We start from the raw sequence: 15,972 nt of genomic DNA on the forward strand, positions 1-15,972 counted from the left end.
CCCGGGGATGCCGCGGGCGGGGTGGGCCGCAGCCGGGCCTGGGCGGTGGCGGCGGCCTGCTCAGCGGCGCGCCGCGCCTCCTCGGCCCGCAGCAGCGCCTCCTCGGCCTTGCGCTGCTTGTCCAGGCGCCGCGCCTCGGCCTCGGCGCGCAGCCGCGCCTCTTCCTCGGCCTGCTTGCGGCGCCGCTCCTCCTCCGCCTTGCGGCGGGCCTCCTCCTCGGCGCGGGCCTTCTCCTCGGCGAGGAGCCGCACCCGCTCCTCCTCCGCACGCCTGCGTGCCTCCTCGGCACGCTGGCGGGCCTCCTCCGCCTGCCGCTCGGCCTCGCGGCGCTGCGCCTCCTCCAGCTCGCGGCGCTTACGCTCCTCCTCCTCGGCGCGCAGCTTGGCGAGCTGTTCCTGGCGCTCCCGCTCCAGGCGCTCTTCCTCGGCCTTGCGGGCGGCCTCCTCCTCGGCCTTGCGGCGGGCCTCCTCCTCGGCCTTCTTCCGCGCCTCCTCCTGGGCCCTGACCTCGGCCTCGGAGAGCGGCAGCATCCGGTCGAGCCGGTGGCGGACGACGGTGGTCACGGCCTCCGGTTCCTGGCCGGCGTCGACGACGAGGTAGCGGCCGGGGTCGGCGGCGGCCAGCGTGAGGAATCCGGAACGCACGCGCGTGTGGAACTCGGCGGGCTCCGACTCCAGGCGGTCCGGCGCCTCGGTGAACCGCTCGCGGGCGGTCTCGGGGGAGACGTCCAGCAGGATCGTCAGGTGCGGTACGAGCCCGTTCGTCGCCCAGCGCGAGATCCTCGCGATCTCGGTCGGGGAGAGGTCTCGGCCGGCGCCCTGGTAGGCCACGGACGAGTCGATGTACCGGTCGGTGATGACGACCGCGCCGCGCTCCAGGGCGGGCCGCACGACGGTGTCGACGTGCTCCGCGCGGTCCGCGGCGTACAGCAGCGCCTCCGCGCGGTGCGACAGACCGGCGCTGGAGACGTCGAGCAGGATCGAGCGCAGCCGCTTGCCCACGGGCGTGGCCCCCGGCTCGCGGGTGAGGACGACCTCGTGGCCCTTGGCCCTGATCCAGTCGGCGAGCGCCTCTGCCTGGGTGGACTTCCCGGCGCCGTCGCCGCCCTCCAGGGCGATGAAGAAGCCGGTCGGCATCGGCGCCTGCTCCGGGTCGTCGCCACCGAGCAGCGCGTCCCGCAGGTCGTTGCGCAGGGGAACGCCGGAACGGTCGTCGACCTTGGCGAGCACCAGCGCGGCCACCGGCAGCAGCAGCGCGCCGACCAGCATCAGCGTGAACGCGGCGCCGCCGTGGGCGAAGACGAACTTGCCGCTCTCCAGGCGGTGCGGTCCGATGAGCGCCGCCACCAGCGGGGCGATCAGCGCGCCGAGCGCCACCAGGATCCGTACGACCGCGTGCAGGTGTTCCGTCATGCGCGTGCGGCGCTGGTCCTCGGTCTCCTGGTCGAGCAGCGCGTGCCCGGTGTTGGCGGCGACGCCCGCGCCGACGCCGGCCAGGGCCGTGATCAGCAGCACGGTGGTGACGTCCGGGACCAGCCCGGCCGCGAGCAGGGCCACGCCGGTGAAGGCGATGGCCAGCGCGAGCAGCCGGCGCCGCGACAGCGTCACCAGCACCTTCGGTGCCGTACGGACGCCGACGGCGACTCCGCCGGTCAGCGCGAGCACCAGCAGGCCGTACGTCACCGGGCCGCCGCCGAGGTCCTTGGCGTGCAGCACCGCCACGGCGACGGCGGCGGCGATCGCCCCGGCCACGGCCGCGCAGGCGAGCACCAGCACCGGGATGACGCCCGTGCGGCCCGTTTCGACACCGGCGGCCGTGCGCGGGCGGCGCAGGCCCTCGAGCGGGGACCGCGCGCGCGGGGTGCGGGTGCCGGGCAGCTCCAGGAAGACCACGACGGACAGGGATCCGGCGAACAGCCCGCCCGCCACGTACGAGGCGAGGGCCGCCTGGTGCTGGCCGAACCAGTCGATGCCGGCACCCAGGAGGTTGTTGAACAGGGCCGCGACGACCAGGGTGGCGGCCGCCAGCGGGATCGCGAGGAAGTTCGTCCGCAGGGACAGCCGGCGCAGGGCGTCGATGTGATCGGGCAGCGGCCGTACGGTCGCGCCCTCCAGGGGCGGGGCCGGCAGCAGTGCGGGGGCCGCGCTCTCGCGGGCGACCGTCCAGAACCGCTCGGCTACGCCGGTCACGAAGACGGTGACCAGCAGCAGCGCCAGGGCATCGTCCGGCATCCAGTCGATCCACAGGGGCGCCACGAGCAGCAGGGCGGCCCGCACACCGTCCGCGCCGACCATGGTCCAACGGCGGTCCAGCGGGCCGTCCGGCGAGGTCAGTGAGGTCAGCGGACCAAGGAGGACGGCACCGAAGAGCACGGTGGCGAGCACCCGGACCGCGAAGACGATCGCGACCGCGAACGCCACGCCCCGGTAGCCGCCTCCGAAGGAGCCCTCGGCGATGGCCGCCTGGAGGGCGAGGAGGACCAGCACCAGGAGGGCGAGGGCGTCGCCGACGCCGCTCACCAACTGTGCGCTCCACAGGCGCCTCAGCTGGGGCTCACGCAACAGGGCGCGCACGGCGCGCTCGCGGGAGTCCACCACCAGGGCGTCGTCCGGGGCCGGGTGGTGGGCCGTTGGCTGCTCGGCTCGCGTCATGCTTTCAGCCTATCGGCAGCGACTGACAGCCCGGAGCGCCCGTCCATACGTACGCACGCCCCGACATCAAAGTGATGCCGGGGCGTGCGTTTTGTGATCCGGTACCGGGGAACCGCGGCGCGGCTCAGTCCTCGGCAGCCGCCTTCGAAGCGGTCGCCTTCTTCGTCGCGGACTTGGTCGCGGTCTTGGTCGCGGTCTTCTTCGCGGCCGTGGTCGTCTTCGCGGCGGTCTTCTTGGCAGCCGTCTTCTTGGCCGGCGCGGCCTTCTTCGCCGCCGCCTTCTTCGCGGGTGCCTTCTTCGCCGTCTTCTTGGCGGGCGACTTCGCCCGCTTCTCGGCGAGCAGCTCGTAGCCGCGCTCGGGGGTGATCTCCTCGACGCTGTCGTCGGAGCGCAACGTCGCGTTGGTCTCCCCGTCGGTGACGTACGGCCCGAAGCGGCCGTCCTTGACGACGACCGGCTTCTGGCTGACCGGGTCCTCGCCCAGCTCCTTCAGCGGCGGCTTGGCCGCGGCCCGGCCGCGCTGCTTGGGCTGGGAGTAGATCTCCAGCGCCTCTTCGAGCGTGATCGTGAAGAGCTGGTCCTCGGTCTGGAGGGACCGCGAGTCCGTGCCCTTCTTCAGGTACGGGCCGTAGCGGCCGTTCTGCGCGGTGATCTCCACGCCCTCGGCGTCCGTGCCGACGACGCGCGGCAGCGACATCAGCTTGAGGGCGTCCTCGAGCGTGACCGTGTCCAAGGACATCGACTTGAACAGCGAGGCCGTACGCGGCTTGACGGCGTTCTTGCCGGTCTTCGGGGTGCCCTCGGGGAGCACCTCGGTGACGTAGGGGCCGTAGCGGCCGTCCCGGGCGATGATCTGGTGGCCCGTCGACGGATCGGCGCCCAGCTCGAAGTCGCCGCTCGGCTTGGCGAGCAGTTCCTCCGCGTACTCGACGGACAGCTCGTCGGGAGCCAGGTCCTCCGGCACGTCCGCGCGCTGGTGGTTCTCCGAGTCCTTCTCGCCGCGTTCGACATAGGGGCCGTAGCGGCCGACGCGCAGCATGATGTCGTTGCCCACCGGGAACGACGAGACCTCGCGCGCGTCGATCGCGCCCAGGTCGGTCACCAGTTCCTTGAGGCCACCGAGGTGGTCCCCGTCGCCGTTGCCCGCCTCGGCGGCTCCGCCGACGGCCGGACCCGCGGCGCCCTCGCCGAAGTAGAACCGCTTCAGCCACGGCACGGCCTTCGCCTCACCGCGGGCGATGCGGTCGAGATCGTCCTCCATCCTGGCGGTGAAGTCGTAGTCGACGAGCCGCCCGAAGTGCTTCTCCAGGAGGTTGACCACGGCGAAGGAGAGGAACGACGGGACGAGCGCCGTGCCCTTCTTGAAGACGTAACCGCGGTCGAGGATGGTGCCGATGATCGACGCGTACGTCGACGGGCGGCCGATCTCGCGCTCTTCCAGCTCCTTGACCAGCGAGGCCTCGGTGTAGCGGGCCGGGGGCTTGGTGGCGTGCCCGTCGACCGTGATCTCCTCGACGCCGAGCGCGTCGCCCTCGGCGACCTGGGGGAGACGGCGCTCGCGGTCGTCCAGCTCGGCGTTCGGGTCGTCGGCGCCTTCGACGTAGGCCTTCAGGAAGCCGTGGAAGGTGATCGTCTTGCCGGAGGCGCTGAACTCGGCGTCCCGGCCGTCGGAGGCGGTGCCGCCGATCTTCACCGTGACGCTGTTACCGGTCGCATCCTTCATCTGGGAGGCGACGGTCCGCTTCCAGATCAGCTCGTACAGACGGAACTGGTCGCCGGTCAGGCCGGTCTCGGCGGGGGTGCGGAAACGATCACCCGAGGGGCGGATCGCCTCGTGCGCCTCCTGCGCGTTCTTGACCTTCCCGGCGTACGTGCGCGGCTGCGGCGGCAGGTAGTCGGCGCCGTAGAGCTGCGTGACCTGGGCACGGGCGGCGGTGATCGCCGTCTCCGACAGGGTCGTGGAGTCCGTACGCATATAGGTGATGAAGCCGTTCTCGTACAGCTTCTGAGCCACCTGCATGGTCGCCTTCGCACCGAAGCCGAGCTTGCGCGAGGCCTCCTGCTGGAGCGTCGTCGTACGGAACGGGGCGTACGGCGAGCGGCGGTACGGCTTCGACTCGACGGACCGCACCGAGAACCGGGTGCTGTCCAGGGCGGCGGCCAGCGCGCGGGCGCCGGCCTCGTCGAGGTGGAGGGTGTTCGCGCTCTTGATCTGTCCCAGGGAGTCGAAGTCGCGGCCCTGCGCGACCCGCCTGCCGTCGACGGTCTGGAGGCGGGCGACCAGCGACGACGGGTCCGACGCGTCCCCCGCGCGGCCGGACGGGGATCCCCCCGCTCGAGCGAAGTCGAGAGTGGGGGAGAAGGTGCCCGTCAGGTCCCAGTACTCAGCGGAACGGAAAGCGATGCGCTCGCGTTCCCGCTCCACGACGAGCCGGGTGGCGACCGACTGGACGCGGCCGGCCGACAGGCGGGGCATGACCTTCTTCCACAGGACCGGCGAGACCTCGTAGCCGTAGAGGCGGTCGAGGATGCGGCGGGTCTCCTGGGCGTCGACCAGCTTCTGGTTCAGCTCGCGCGGGTTGGCGACGGCGGCCTGGATCGCGGCCTTGGTGATCTCGTGGAAGACCATCCGCTTGACCGGGACCTTGGGCTTGAGCACCTCCTGGAGATGCCAGGCGATCGCCTCGCCCTCGCGGTCCTCATCGGTGGCGAGGAAGAGTTCGTCGGAATCCTTCAGCAGGTCCTTGAGCTTCTTGACCTGGGCCCTCTTGTCGGCGTTGACGACGTAGACGGGCTGGAAGTCGTTGTCGACGTCCACCCCGAGGCGGCGCACCTCGCCGGTGTACTTCTCGGGCACCTCCGCGGCGCCGTTGGGGAGGTCGCGGATGTGCCCGACGCTCGCTTCGACGACGTAGCCGGGGCCGAGATAGCCCTTGATCGTCTTCGCCTTGGCAGGCGACTCGACGATGACGAGTCGGCGGCCGCCGTGTGCGGTGTCGCTGGTCGGGGACAACTTCGCTCTTCTCTCCGGTCGACGCTGGGGTGTCTCCCCAGGCCTTGGCTCCCGGGGTCGGGTCATGCTGACGCTGCGGAGTGTGACGGTACATCCCGCCCCCGTGTCAAACGGGAAAAGCCCGCAACGGCCACTCGAACGGTAACCCGACTACCGCCATTCCTGCCGCCCGGAGTGTCCACCGGCTCTTTTTCGCCCCACCGGAGCGGCGCCTCTCAATTATCCGCCCCGATCCCCGGGCGCAGTTCTCACAGGCTTCCGGCAAGATCCCGGACGCAGTTCAGAGGCGGGTGAAGCACCACGCGCCGACGGTCAGCGCGACCACCGCGACGAGTGTCGCGACGGTCGCCGATGCGACAGGGCTCACACCGAGCGCGACGGGCTGCCGCTGCCGCACGCGTACCGCGGTCCATGCCAGCAGACCGCCTCCGAACAGCGCGAACATCATTCCGGCGAAGACCGCCGGCCCACTCTCCATGATCGCCCGCGCCCCTTGTCTCCACCCGCGCGTGTCCCGTCGCCGGGAGACTGGCACGCACGGGCGGCGACCGGACGAACCCGAGGTGAACGCCGGACCTACGAGCGGGGTCGGCGGGCCACCGGCAGGTGATACGGCGCCGGGCGCTGCCGTCCGGCACGAGCGGCCCGTGCGACGGGCCTCACACCACGTCTGGCGCGCGGCCCTGGTCGCCGTCCGGCGAAACGGTCGGCGAAACGGTCGGCGAAACGGTCGGCGTCACATCCGGAACGGGGTGAGCGCCCGCACGACGTCGAATTCGGCGCCGCGGATCCCGGTCGTCCGGTGACTCCGTTCTCCCCCGCGGTTCCTCTCCCGTCGTTCTTCTCCCACATCCTTCTCTCGCATCCGCTCTCACCGCTCTCACCCGCCTTTTCGCAATGCGTGCGGGCGGCTTTTCGGGCGTGCTGCTGTGAGGCCACCGGTAAGAGAAGGATGTTGGCCTGTTTCGCTCTCAGGCCGGCTCCAGGAACCCCTGCTCCACCAGCAACCGGATCTGCGCGGGCGTACGGTCACGCAGCAGGACCGGGTCCTCGCCGACGAGCTGCGCGATGGCGTCCAGGATCCGGCCCGCGCTCAGCGAGCCGTCGCACACGCCGGCGAATCCCGCCCCGATCGTGTCCACCTTGGTCGCGCGGCGCATGCCACGGTTCTGGCGCAGCACCACGTGCTCCGGGTCCTCGGCTCCGGGCAGCCCGACCTGCTCCTGCACGACCTCCGCCGCGAGCCTGAAGCTCTCCGCGAGCAGGGCCGCGTCATCGTGCTCGCGGAGATGGTCGACGCGCTCGAAGTGGGCCCTCACCGTGTCGCCGAGCGGCTGCTCGACGGGGTGCGGCCACTCCTCCACGGTGATCGTGGGCTCGTCGGACGCGGTCCTGCGCAGGGTGATCCAGCCGAAGCCGACGGCCTTCACCTTGCGTGCCTCGAACTCGTCGAGCCACGCGTCGTACCGCGCGCGGTACTCCGCCGGGTCGCCCTGGTGGTCACCGGCGTCCCTGAGCCACAACTCGGCGTACTGGGTGATGTCCTGTACCTCGCGCTGCACGATCCACGCGTCGCAGCCGCGCGGCACCCAGGACCTGAGTCTGTCCTGCCAGTCCTCCCCCTCGACGTGCTGCCAGTTGGCGAGGAACTGTGCGAACCCGCCCACGTTCAGCCGTTCCCCCGCTCCTTGAACGAGCGAGCGGCACAGATCGTCCCCGCCCATTCCGCCGTCGCGGTACGTCAGCCGAGCGCTGGGCGAGATGACGAACGGCGGGTTGGACACGATCAGGTCGAACGTCTCGTCGTCCCGGACGGGTTCGAACAGCGAGCCCTCGCGCAGATCGGCGGCTGGCGCGCCGGACAGGGACAAGGTGAGCGCGGTGATGTGCAGGGCGCGCGGGTTGAGGTCGGTCGCCGTCACGCGCGTGGCGTGCCGAGCGGCGTGCAGTGCCTGGATCCCGGAGCCGGTGCCGAGGTCCAGGGCGGTGGAGACAGGGGTGCGGACGGTGATCCCGGCGAGTGTCGTGGACGCCCCGCCGACGCCCAGGACGACGCCCTCGGCGCTGCTGCCGATTCCGCCGGCCCCGCCGACGGCGCAGCCCAGGTCGGACACGATGAACCAGTCCTCGCCGTCCGGCCCGCCGAAGGGCCGGACGTCCACGGTGGCGGCGACGTCGTCCGTGCCGGAGCGCGTCAGCCAACCGGCCTCCACGCACGCGTGCACGGGCAGGACGTGCTCCACGCGCGCGTGGGGAACCGGCTGCTGGAGCAGGAAGAGACGGACGAGCGTCTCCAGCGGCGTGTCCCCGCGGGTGGCGCGCAGCGCCGGCACGGTCTCGCTGCGCGCGAGGGCCGCGTACGCGGGAGCGCCGAGCAGGTCGAGGAGGCCGTCGGCGGTGAAGGAGGCCGCGAGCAGGGCCTCGCGCAGCCTGGCGGTGACGTCCGGGTGGCCGACGGAGGGCAGGGGGGGCTGGGTGGCGTTACTCACGCCCCCATTGTGTCCCTCCGTGACCGGCTCAGCTGTCGGTGGCCGACGCGGACGCGGCGGCCTTCTTGCAGCCGGCCTGCTTGGCCACGGCCTCCTTGACGTCGCCCTGCTCCAGGCTCCGCAGTGCGGCGACCGCGCCCTTGTACTGCTGGGAGACGTCCTTCATCTGCTTCGAGACGTCGTCCAGACCGGTGGCGAACTTCCCCTGGTCCTTCGTGTCGAGCGCGTCGACCTGCTTCTTCAGATCGGCGTAGGACTCGGACAGGACGGTGAGCTTCTGGACGGCGTCCTGCTGCTTCTTCTCGCTGCCCTCGACGCCCGGAGGCGCACCAGCGCTCTTGAGGGCGCTCGCGCGCCCCTTGAAGCCGTCGGACAGGTCCTGGAATGCCTGGGAGTCGGTCTTCTGGAGGTCTTCCGGCGCGCCGTTCTTGGCGACCTTGGCCAGCGCGTCGTAGGCAGCCACGATCTTCGCCTGCTGGGCCGGGACCGTCTGGCAGACCTGCTTGGCCCAGGCGTCCAGCTCCTTGTTGTCCTTCTCCTCGCTGCATCCCGACAGCGCCACCACGAGTACCGCACCGCCGGACAGTGCGGCCGCGAGCTTCTTGTTCACCGGTTTGGCCCCTTCCATGGCTCTCGGCCCCGGAACATACACGCCGACCAGGTGACAACCCAGACTCGATATCCGCTTTACATATATATATGACTGTTTGAGCCAAGAGAGAGAAGGCTCACGGCCAGGGCGCACACACAGCAGGCGGGCGGCCGACGCGTCAACACGCGCCGTCCGCCCGCCCTTTGATCCGCGAGCTCGATCCCGGCTCCTACGAAACCACCGCAGGATCCGTCGACTTGGCCGACTCGTCGGCGTCGCCCTCGTCCCCCATGGCGATGCCGCGCCGCTTGGAGACGTAGACCGCCCCGACGATCACCGCGAGCGCGAGCACCGCGATCGCGATCCGTACGCCGAGGCTCTCGTCCTCGCCGTAACTGAACTGGATCACCGCGGGCGCGATGAGCAGCGCCACCAGGTTCATGACCTTCAGCAGCGGGTTGATCGCGGGTCCCGCGGTGTCCTTGAAGGGGTCGCCGACGGTGTCGCCGATGACGGTCGCCGCATGTGCCTCGCTGCCCTTCCCGCCGTGGTGGCCGTCCTCCACGAGCTTCTTGGCGTTGTCCCAGGCGCCGCCGGAGTTGGCGAGGAACACGGCCATCAGCGTGCCCGTGCCGATAGCGCCGGCGAGGAACGAGCCGAGCGCGCCGACGCCGAGCGTGAACCCGACGAAGACCGGCGCCAGCACCGCGAGCAGTCCGGGCGTGGCCAGCTCCCGCAGAGCGTCCCTGGTGCAGATGTCGACGACCTTGCCGTACTCCGGCGTCTCGCTGTAGTCCATGATCCCGGGCCGCTCCCGGAACTGCCGCCGCACCTCGTAGACCACCGAACCCGCCGACCGCGACACCGCGTTGATCGCCAGCCCCGAGAACAGGAAGACGACCGCCGCGCCCGCGATCAGGCCGACCAGGTTGTTGGGCTGCGAGATGTCCATCATCAGCGTCATCGGCGCGCCGTCCCCGGAGAGCTTCTCGCCGACGTCGCGCGCACCGGTGGTGATGGCGTCGCGGTACGACCCGAAGAGCGCCGACGCCGCCAGCACGGCCGTGGCGATGGCGATGCCCTTGGTGATGGCCTTGGTGGTGTTGCCGACGGCGTCGAGGTCGGTGAGCACCTGAGCTCCGGCCCCCTGCACGTCCCCGGACATCTCGGCGATGCCCTGAGCGTTGTCCGAGACGGGTCCGAAGGTGTCCATCGCGACGATCACGCCGACCGTGGTGAGCAGGCCGGTGCCGGCCAGGGCCACCGCGAACAGCGCCAGCATGATGGACGTGCCGCCGAGCAGGAACGCCCCGTACACGCTCAGGCCGATCAACAGGGCCGTGTAGACGGCCGATTCGAGGCCGATGGAGATTCCGGCGAGGACGACGGTGGCCGGGCCGGTGAGCGAGGACTTGCCGATGTCGCGCACCGGGCGGCGCGTGGTCTCGGTGAAGTAGCCGGTGAGTTGCTGGATGACGGCGGCCAGGAGGATGCCGATCACCACCGCGACGAGGGCGAGGATGCGCGGGTCGCCGCTCTTGCCCTGGATCGCCGCGTCGGTGACGCCGTCGAGGTCGGCGTACTTCCCGGGGAGGTAGACGAACACGGCCACGGCGACCAGCACGAGCGAGATCACCGCGGAGATGAAGAAGCCCCGGTTGATCGCGGACATGCCGCTGCGGTCGGAGCGGCGCGGCGCGACCGCGAAGATGCCGATCATGGCCGTGATCACACCGATGGCGGGCACGAGCAGCGGAAACGCGAGGCCGGCGTCGCCGAAGGCCACCTTGCCGAGGATCAGCGCGGCGACCAGCGTCACGGCGTACGACTCGAAGAGGTCGGCCGCCATGCCCGCGCAGTCGCCGACATTGTCGCCCACGTTGTCGGCGATGGTCGCGGCATTGCGCGGATCGTCCTCCGGGATGCCCTTCTCGACCTTGCCGACCAGGTCGGCGCCGACGTCGGCGGCCTTGGTGAAGATGCCGCCGCCGACCCTCATGAACATCGCGATGAGCGCCGCGCCGAGACCGAAGCCCTCCAGGACCTTCGGCGCGTCGGCCGCGTACACCAGCACCACACAGGAGGCGCCGAGCAGACCGAGCCCCACCGTGAACATGCCGACCACGCCGCCCGTGCGAAATGCGATCTTCATCGCCTTGTGCGAAACGGCGGTGAGATCCTTTTCCGGTTCGCCTTCCGCCGGAGTCGCTTCCCGGGCCGCCGCGGCGACACGCACATTGCTGCGCACGGCGAGCCACATGCCGATATAGCCGGTGCCCGCCGAGAACGCCGCGCCTACCAGGAAGAAGATCGATCGTCCGGCGCGTAGATTCCAGTCGTCCGCGGGCAGCAGCATGAGCAGGAAGAACACCACGACGGCGAATACGCCGAGTGTGCGCAACTGCCGGGTGAGATAGGCGTTGGCGCCCTCCTGGATCGCCGCCGCGATCTTCTTCATGCCGTCGGTGCCCTCGCCCGCCGCGAGCACCTGGCGCAGCAGCACGCCCGCGACCACGAGCGCGGCCAGTGCGACGATCCCGATGACCACCACGAGGAGTCGGTTGCCGTCGGTCAGCACTGCGGCCGCGAAGGTTGTGGAGTGGTCCAACCGATGAGGGGTAGAAAGCCCCGCCATTCGTCCTCCTTGACGCTTGGGCTGAGCTCAAGATGTGGACGGATTGTAGGTACCGGAACCTGATCAAAACAGTGTGCGGTAAACGGAATTTGCCTTCGCACGCAAATCGTCACAGTAATGCCTTCGAAGCATTGTTGTTCGTGAACGAATTCACGAATTCGCGGCAAGATTCACTTCTCCGCGCAAGCAAGATTCACTTCTTCAAGATTCACTTCCTGGGACCACTGTAAGCGCGCCCTCGTACCTGCGCACATGCCGAAGGGCCCCACCGGAGTGGGGCCCTTCGGGTACGTGTCTGTCCAGTGGGGCCGGACGGGTGACGCCGGGGTCAGCCGAGCGCGGTGGCCGGCGGAGCCGTCGGCCAGGTCATACGGATCAGCCCGCCGTGTTCGCCGGCGGTGACCTCCACGTCGTCAACGAGGCCGCTGATGACCGCGAGGCCCATCTCGTCCTCCTCGGCGTCCACGTCGATGTCGCCGGAACCCGGCACCCGGTCACCGGGCGCGATCCTCGGGGCCTCGTCCCCCACCTCGATGGAGAACTGCTTCTCCTCCTCGATGAGCGACACCTTCACCGGTGCGGTGATGCCGCCGCTCTGATGGAGTCCGACGGCACGAGTGCAGGCCTCGCCGACGGCGAGCCTGACCTCGTCGAGCACGGCCTCGTCCACTCCGGACCTGCGCGCCACCGCCGCCGCCACCAGTCGGGCGGTCCTGACGTGCTCGGGCAGCGCGCTGAAGCGGAGTTCAACGGTGGCCATGCATCCCCCTCGGAACTACGGGCGTGCTGTCGGGGGGCCGGGCTGCCGAAAGCCCGGTACCCCGGAGTTCAACTGGGCCGTCCGGGCCACAAGGGCCCGGACGGAGTGGTCAGTCGGTGGCTGCGACCGCTTCGTCGACCGAGGTGTGAATCGGGAACACCTTGGTCAGACCGGTGATGCGGAAGATCTTCAGAATGCGCTCCTGGTTGCACACCAGGCGCAGCGAGCCCTCATGGGCACGCACCCGCTTCAAGCCACCGACCAGCACGCCGAGTCCGGTGGAGTCGAGGAAGTCCACGCCCTCCATATCGACGACAAGGTGGAAATTGCCATCGTTCACCAGCTCGACCAGCTGCTCGCGCAACTTGGGCGCGGTATATACGTCGATTTCGCCACCGACCTCGACGACCGTACGATCGCCGACGGTACGGGTCGACAGGGACAGGTCCACGGATCCTCCAGCACCTTGCTATCGAGCGGTCGTCCCTCGGAACACCTGGGCAGGAGCCCCCGGGACGGTACGCCAGCCGCGATGGCATTCAATCACTTACCGGCAGGCGTGCACGACGCCTTGGCTCCATTGTCCGTCACGCCAGTGACACACTCGGTGCCGATGGCCAAGAATCACCGATCCGATCGACCCTCTGCACAGCCCGCGTCCCGCCTGTCTCCGGGCCAGATCCTGGACCGGCTCGCCCCGGGACCGAGCCGGGCGTCGCGCATCACTCATACGGAGCATGTGCCCCCGCGCGCGGGTCGCCATGCCGTTTGGCCTGACCGGATTCGTTCGGAAGTCATCGCGGCCGTGCAGGCCCGCGGCATCGAGCACCCCTGGGCACACCAGGCCGCCGCCGCCGAGCACGCCCTGGACGGCCAGTCGGTGGTCGTCGCGACCGGCACGGCCTCCGGCAAGTCGCTGGCATACCTCGTGCCGGTCCTGTCGGCCCTCCTGGACGGCTCACAGGCCCCGAACGGCCGCGGCGCCACCGCGCTCTACCTCGCGCCCACCAAGGCCCTGGCAGCGGACCAGTGCCGATCCGTGAAGGAACTTTCACACCCGCTGGGCACCGCGGTACGCCCGGCCGTGTACGACGGCGACACCCCGGTCGAGGCACGCGACTGGATCCGCCAGTACGCCAACTACGTCCTCACCAACCCCGACATGCTGCACCGCGGCATTCTCCCGTCCCACCCGCGCTGGTCCTCCTTCCTGAAATCCCTGAAGTACGTCGTCATCGACGAGTGCCACACCTACCGCGGTGTGTTCGGCTCCCACGTGGCCCAGGTGCTGCGCCGCCTGCGCCGCCTGTGCGCCCGCTACGGCGCCTCCCCCGTCTTCCTGCTGGCCTCCGCGACGGCCGCCGAGCCCTCGGTGGCCGCCGGCCGCCTCACCGGCCTCCCCGTGGTCGAGGTGGCGGACGACGCCTCACCCCGGGGTGAACTGGTGTTCGCCCTCTGGGAGCCCCCGCTCACCGAGATGCGCGGCGAGAAGGGCGCTCCCGTCCGCCGCACCGCCACCGCCGAGACCGCCGACCTGCTCACCGACCTCGCCGTCCAGGGCGTCCGCACGGTCGCCTTCGTCCGCTCCCGGCGCGGCGCCGAGCTGATCTCCCTCATCGCCCAGGAGCGCCTCGCCGAGGTCGACCGCTCGCTGGCCCGGCGTGTCGCGGCCTACCGGGGCGGCTACCTCCCCGAGGAACGCCGCGCCCTCGAACAGGCGCTGCATTCCGGCGAACTCCTCGGCCTGGCCGCCACGACCGCCCTCGAACTCGGCATCGACGTCTCCGGCCTGGACGCCGTCCTCATCGCCGGATACCCGGGCACCCGCGCCTCACTGTGGCAGCAGGCGGGACGGGCGGGACGGTCAGGACAGGGCGCGCTGGCCGTGCTGATCGCCCGCGACGACCCGCTGGACACCTTCCTCGTCCACCACCCGGAGGCCCTGTTCGACCGCCCGGTGGAATCGACCGTCCTCGACCCCGACAACCCCTACGTCCTCGCCCCGCACCTGTGCGCGGCCGCCGCCGAAATCCCCCTCACCGAGGACGACCTGGCGCTCTTCGGACCCGAGACCGAGACCCTGCTCCCTCAACTGGAGGCCGCGAAGCTGCTGCGCCGCCGCACGAAGGCCTGGCACTGGACCCGCCGCGAGCGTGCCGCCGACCTCACCGACATCCGCGGCGGGGGCGGCCGGCCGGTCCAGATCGTGGAGTCCGGCACCGGCCGGCTGCTCGGCACGGTCGACGAGGGTGCCGCGCACTCGACCGTCCACGAGGGAGCGGTCCATCTGCACCAGGGCCGCACCTACCTGGTGCGGTCGCTGGACCTGGAGGACTCGGTGGCTCTCGTCGAGGAGGCCGGCCCGCCGTATTCGACGGTCGCCCGCGACACGACAGCGATCACCGTCCTGGAGACGGACGTCGAAATTTTGTGGGGCGACGGCCGGTTGTGCTATGGCTCCGTCGAAGTCACCAACCAGGTGGTCTCCTTCCTGCGTCGACGCGTCATCACCGGTGAAGTACTGGGCGAGTCGAAGCTCGACCTCCCTCCTCGTACGCTGCGCACCCGTGCCGTGTGGTGGACGGTCACCGAGGACCAACTGGACGCCGCCCGCATCAACCCCGAGATCCTCGGCGGAGCCCTGCACGCCGCGGAACACGCGTCGATCGGCATGCTGCCCCTCTTCGCCACCTGCGACCGCTGGGACATCGGGGGCGTCTCGATCCCCCTGCACCCCGACACCCTCCTCCCCACGGTCTTCGTCTACGACGGCCATCCCGGCGGCGCGGGCTTCGCGGAACGCGCCTTCCACACGGCTGGCTCCTGGCTGACCGCCACCCGTCAGGCCATCGCCTCCTGCGAGTGCGAGGCCGGCTGCCCGTCCTGCATCCAGTCCCCCAAGTGCGGCAACGGCAACGACCCCTTGCACAAGAGAGGCGCGATCAGGCTCCTCACCGAGTTGCTGCGGGGGGCGCCGGAGGAGGACGACGGCATGGCGGCGGGCGTCGGGACGGTGGACGCGGGGGAGTCGGAGGAGCGGAGGAAGTAGGCGGAGGAAGTAGAGGGCTGAAGGTGGCGGGAGATGCGCAGCAGGAGGCTGCGAGGGCGCAGGAGCGGGTGTTGGGGGAAGACCGGGCCCCCCGGGTGCTGGAGGGGCACTGTGGGGCTCTGGGGACGTGGCAAGCGGCTTACAGGGATGCGGTCCGGCCGGGGCGCCGGGTCGTCCCGGGAAAACCTGGCCAACGGGTCGACGGCGAGGACCAGCTGGGGCAGGAAGGGGCCGCCCGCCCCAGGTGAGCCATAGGCGGGCGAGGCTCCGCAAACGCTTGGCCCTGGGCTCGGCTGACGGAGAGGCGACCCCGGTCAGCCGCCCGTCTCCGGCACCGCCGATGGTGCGTCCGCCACCACCGGTGGCATCGGTGCCGCCGGTCCAGCAGGCCCAGCCCGTGCCCTCACCTCGACCGTGAACGGTCCTCGCCCGGCCGCGGCCGTCACGTCCGACACCTCCCCCACGACCACGCACCGCACCAGCCGTGCACCCTGCGCCCGAGCCAGCCGGTCCGCACGGGCGCAGGCCGCCTCGCCACCGTCCGTCCAGTGGTCCGCGGCGGCGAGTGCCGCGAGGTCGGCGCCACCGGCGGCCCGGTGCCGCGCCAGGACGGCCTGTCCGAGGGCGAGCGCGGCTCCGAAGACCACACACATCACGGCGATCACAGCGAGGGTCCAGACAGTCGCGGACCCTCGGTCGGCCTGACACCGGCTCCGGTACCGGCTCACGAGGCCGTCCCGCCGGCGGCCGAGCCCCGCACGCCGGGCCGGCCGCGCACGCACC

10 protein-coding genes are annotated in these 15,972 nt (G+C 70.9%); 1 reads left to right on the top strand and 9 read right to left on the bottom strand.

The window, feature by feature from the left end; genetic code table 11:
• From tmk to bldG, 8 genes are all read right to left on the bottom strand, one after another.
• Positions 1-2,651: dTMP kinase (gene tmk / locus P1P75_RS10635; RefSeq protein ID WP_319253918.1), on the bottom strand; the 2,651-nt coding region annotated here is incomplete at its 3' end.
• Between the two features lie 124 nt (positions 2,652-2,775).
• The gene (gene topA, locus P1P75_RS10640) at positions 2,776-5,664 is read right to left on the bottom strand and encodes a type I DNA topoisomerase (protein ID WP_319253921.1); all 2,889 of its coding nucleotides are present in this window, start codon (positions 5,662-5,664) and stop codon (positions 2,776-2,778) included.
• A gap of 280 nt (positions 5,665-5,944) precedes the next feature.
• Positions 5,945-6,142 carry a hypothetical protein gene (locus tag P1P75_RS10645; protein WP_319253923.1) on the bottom strand — a complete coding sequence of 66 codons (198 nt, stop codon included), beginning with the start codon at positions 6,140-6,142 and terminating at the stop codon, positions 5,945-5,947.
• Positions 6,143-6,635: 493 nt separating this feature from the next.
• A complete protein-coding gene (locus P1P75_RS10650; protein ID WP_319253925.1) occupies positions 6,636-8,153 on the bottom strand; it encodes a methyltransferase in 1,518 nt (505 codons plus the stop codon).
• Between the two features lie 28 nt (positions 8,154-8,181).
• Positions 8,182-8,781, bottom strand: a complete 600-nt coding sequence (locus P1P75_RS10655; protein ID WP_319253927.1) for a small secreted protein — start codon at positions 8,779-8,781, stop codon at positions 8,182-8,184.
• Positions 8,782-8,974: 193 nt separating this feature from the next.
• On the bottom strand, positions 8,975-11,380 hold the full coding sequence (locus P1P75_RS10660) for a sodium-translocating pyrophosphatase (protein ID WP_319253929.1): 2,406 nt from the start codon (positions 11,378-11,380) through the stop codon (positions 8,975-8,977).
• A gap of 328 nt (positions 11,381-11,708) precedes the next feature.
• A complete protein-coding gene (locus tag P1P75_RS10665) occupies positions 11,709-12,140 on the bottom strand; it encodes an ATP-binding protein (RefSeq protein WP_319253931.1) in 432 nt (143 codons plus the stop codon).
• A 109-nt stretch (positions 12,141-12,249) separates the two neighbouring features.
• Entirely contained in the window at positions 12,250-12,591 is a 342-nt protein-coding gene (bldG, locus tag P1P75_RS10670; protein WP_009189842.1) for an anti-sigma factor antagonist BldG, read from the bottom strand.
• An 81-nt stretch (positions 12,592-12,672) separates the two neighbouring features.
• Between bldG and P1P75_RS10675 the strand changes: the two genes are divergently transcribed.
• Entirely contained in the window at positions 12,673-15,189 is a 2,517-nt protein-coding gene (locus tag P1P75_RS10675) for a DEAD/DEAH box helicase (RefSeq protein WP_319253932.1), read from the top strand.
• Positions 15,190-15,503: 314 nt separating this feature from the next.
• On the opposite strand, the gene P1P75_RS10680 is transcribed toward P1P75_RS10675, so the two are convergent.
• The gene (locus tag P1P75_RS10680; protein ID WP_319253934.1) at positions 15,504-15,917 is read right to left on the bottom strand and encodes an Rv3654c family TadE-like protein; all 414 of its coding nucleotides are present in this window, start codon (positions 15,915-15,917) and stop codon (positions 15,504-15,506) included.
• Between the last annotated feature and the right edge of the window lie 55 nt (positions 15,918-15,972).

The sequence above is a fragment of the Streptomyces sp. ID05-39B genome (genome assembly GCF_033794725.1).
In the GTDB taxonomy this organism is placed as follows: Bacteria; Actinomycetota; Actinomycetes; order Streptomycetales; family Streptomycetaceae; genus Streptomyces; species Streptomyces bobili.

Bases quoted from the DNA above. Each gene is read 5' to 3' on its own strand.
- P1P75_RS10645 (WP_319253923.1), bottom strand. From the start codon at position 6,142: ATGGAGAGTGGGCCGGCGGTCTTCGCCGGAATGATGTTCGCGCTGTTC.
- P1P75_RS10655 (WP_319253927.1), bottom strand. From the start codon at position 8,781: ATGGAAGGGGCCAAACCGGTGAACAAGAAGCTCGCGGCCGCACTGTCC.
- P1P75_RS10660 (WP_319253929.1), bottom strand. From the start codon at position 11,380: ATGGCGGGGCTTTCTACCCCTCATCGGTTGGACCACTCCACAACCTTC.
- P1P75_RS10665 (WP_319253931.1), bottom strand. From the start codon at position 12,140: ATGGCCACCGTTGAACTCCGCTTCAGCGCGCTGCCCGAGCACGTCAGG.
- P1P75_RS10675 (WP_319253932.1), top strand. From the start codon at position 12,673: ATGGCATTCAATCACTTACCGGCAGGCGTGCACGACGCCTTGGCTCCA.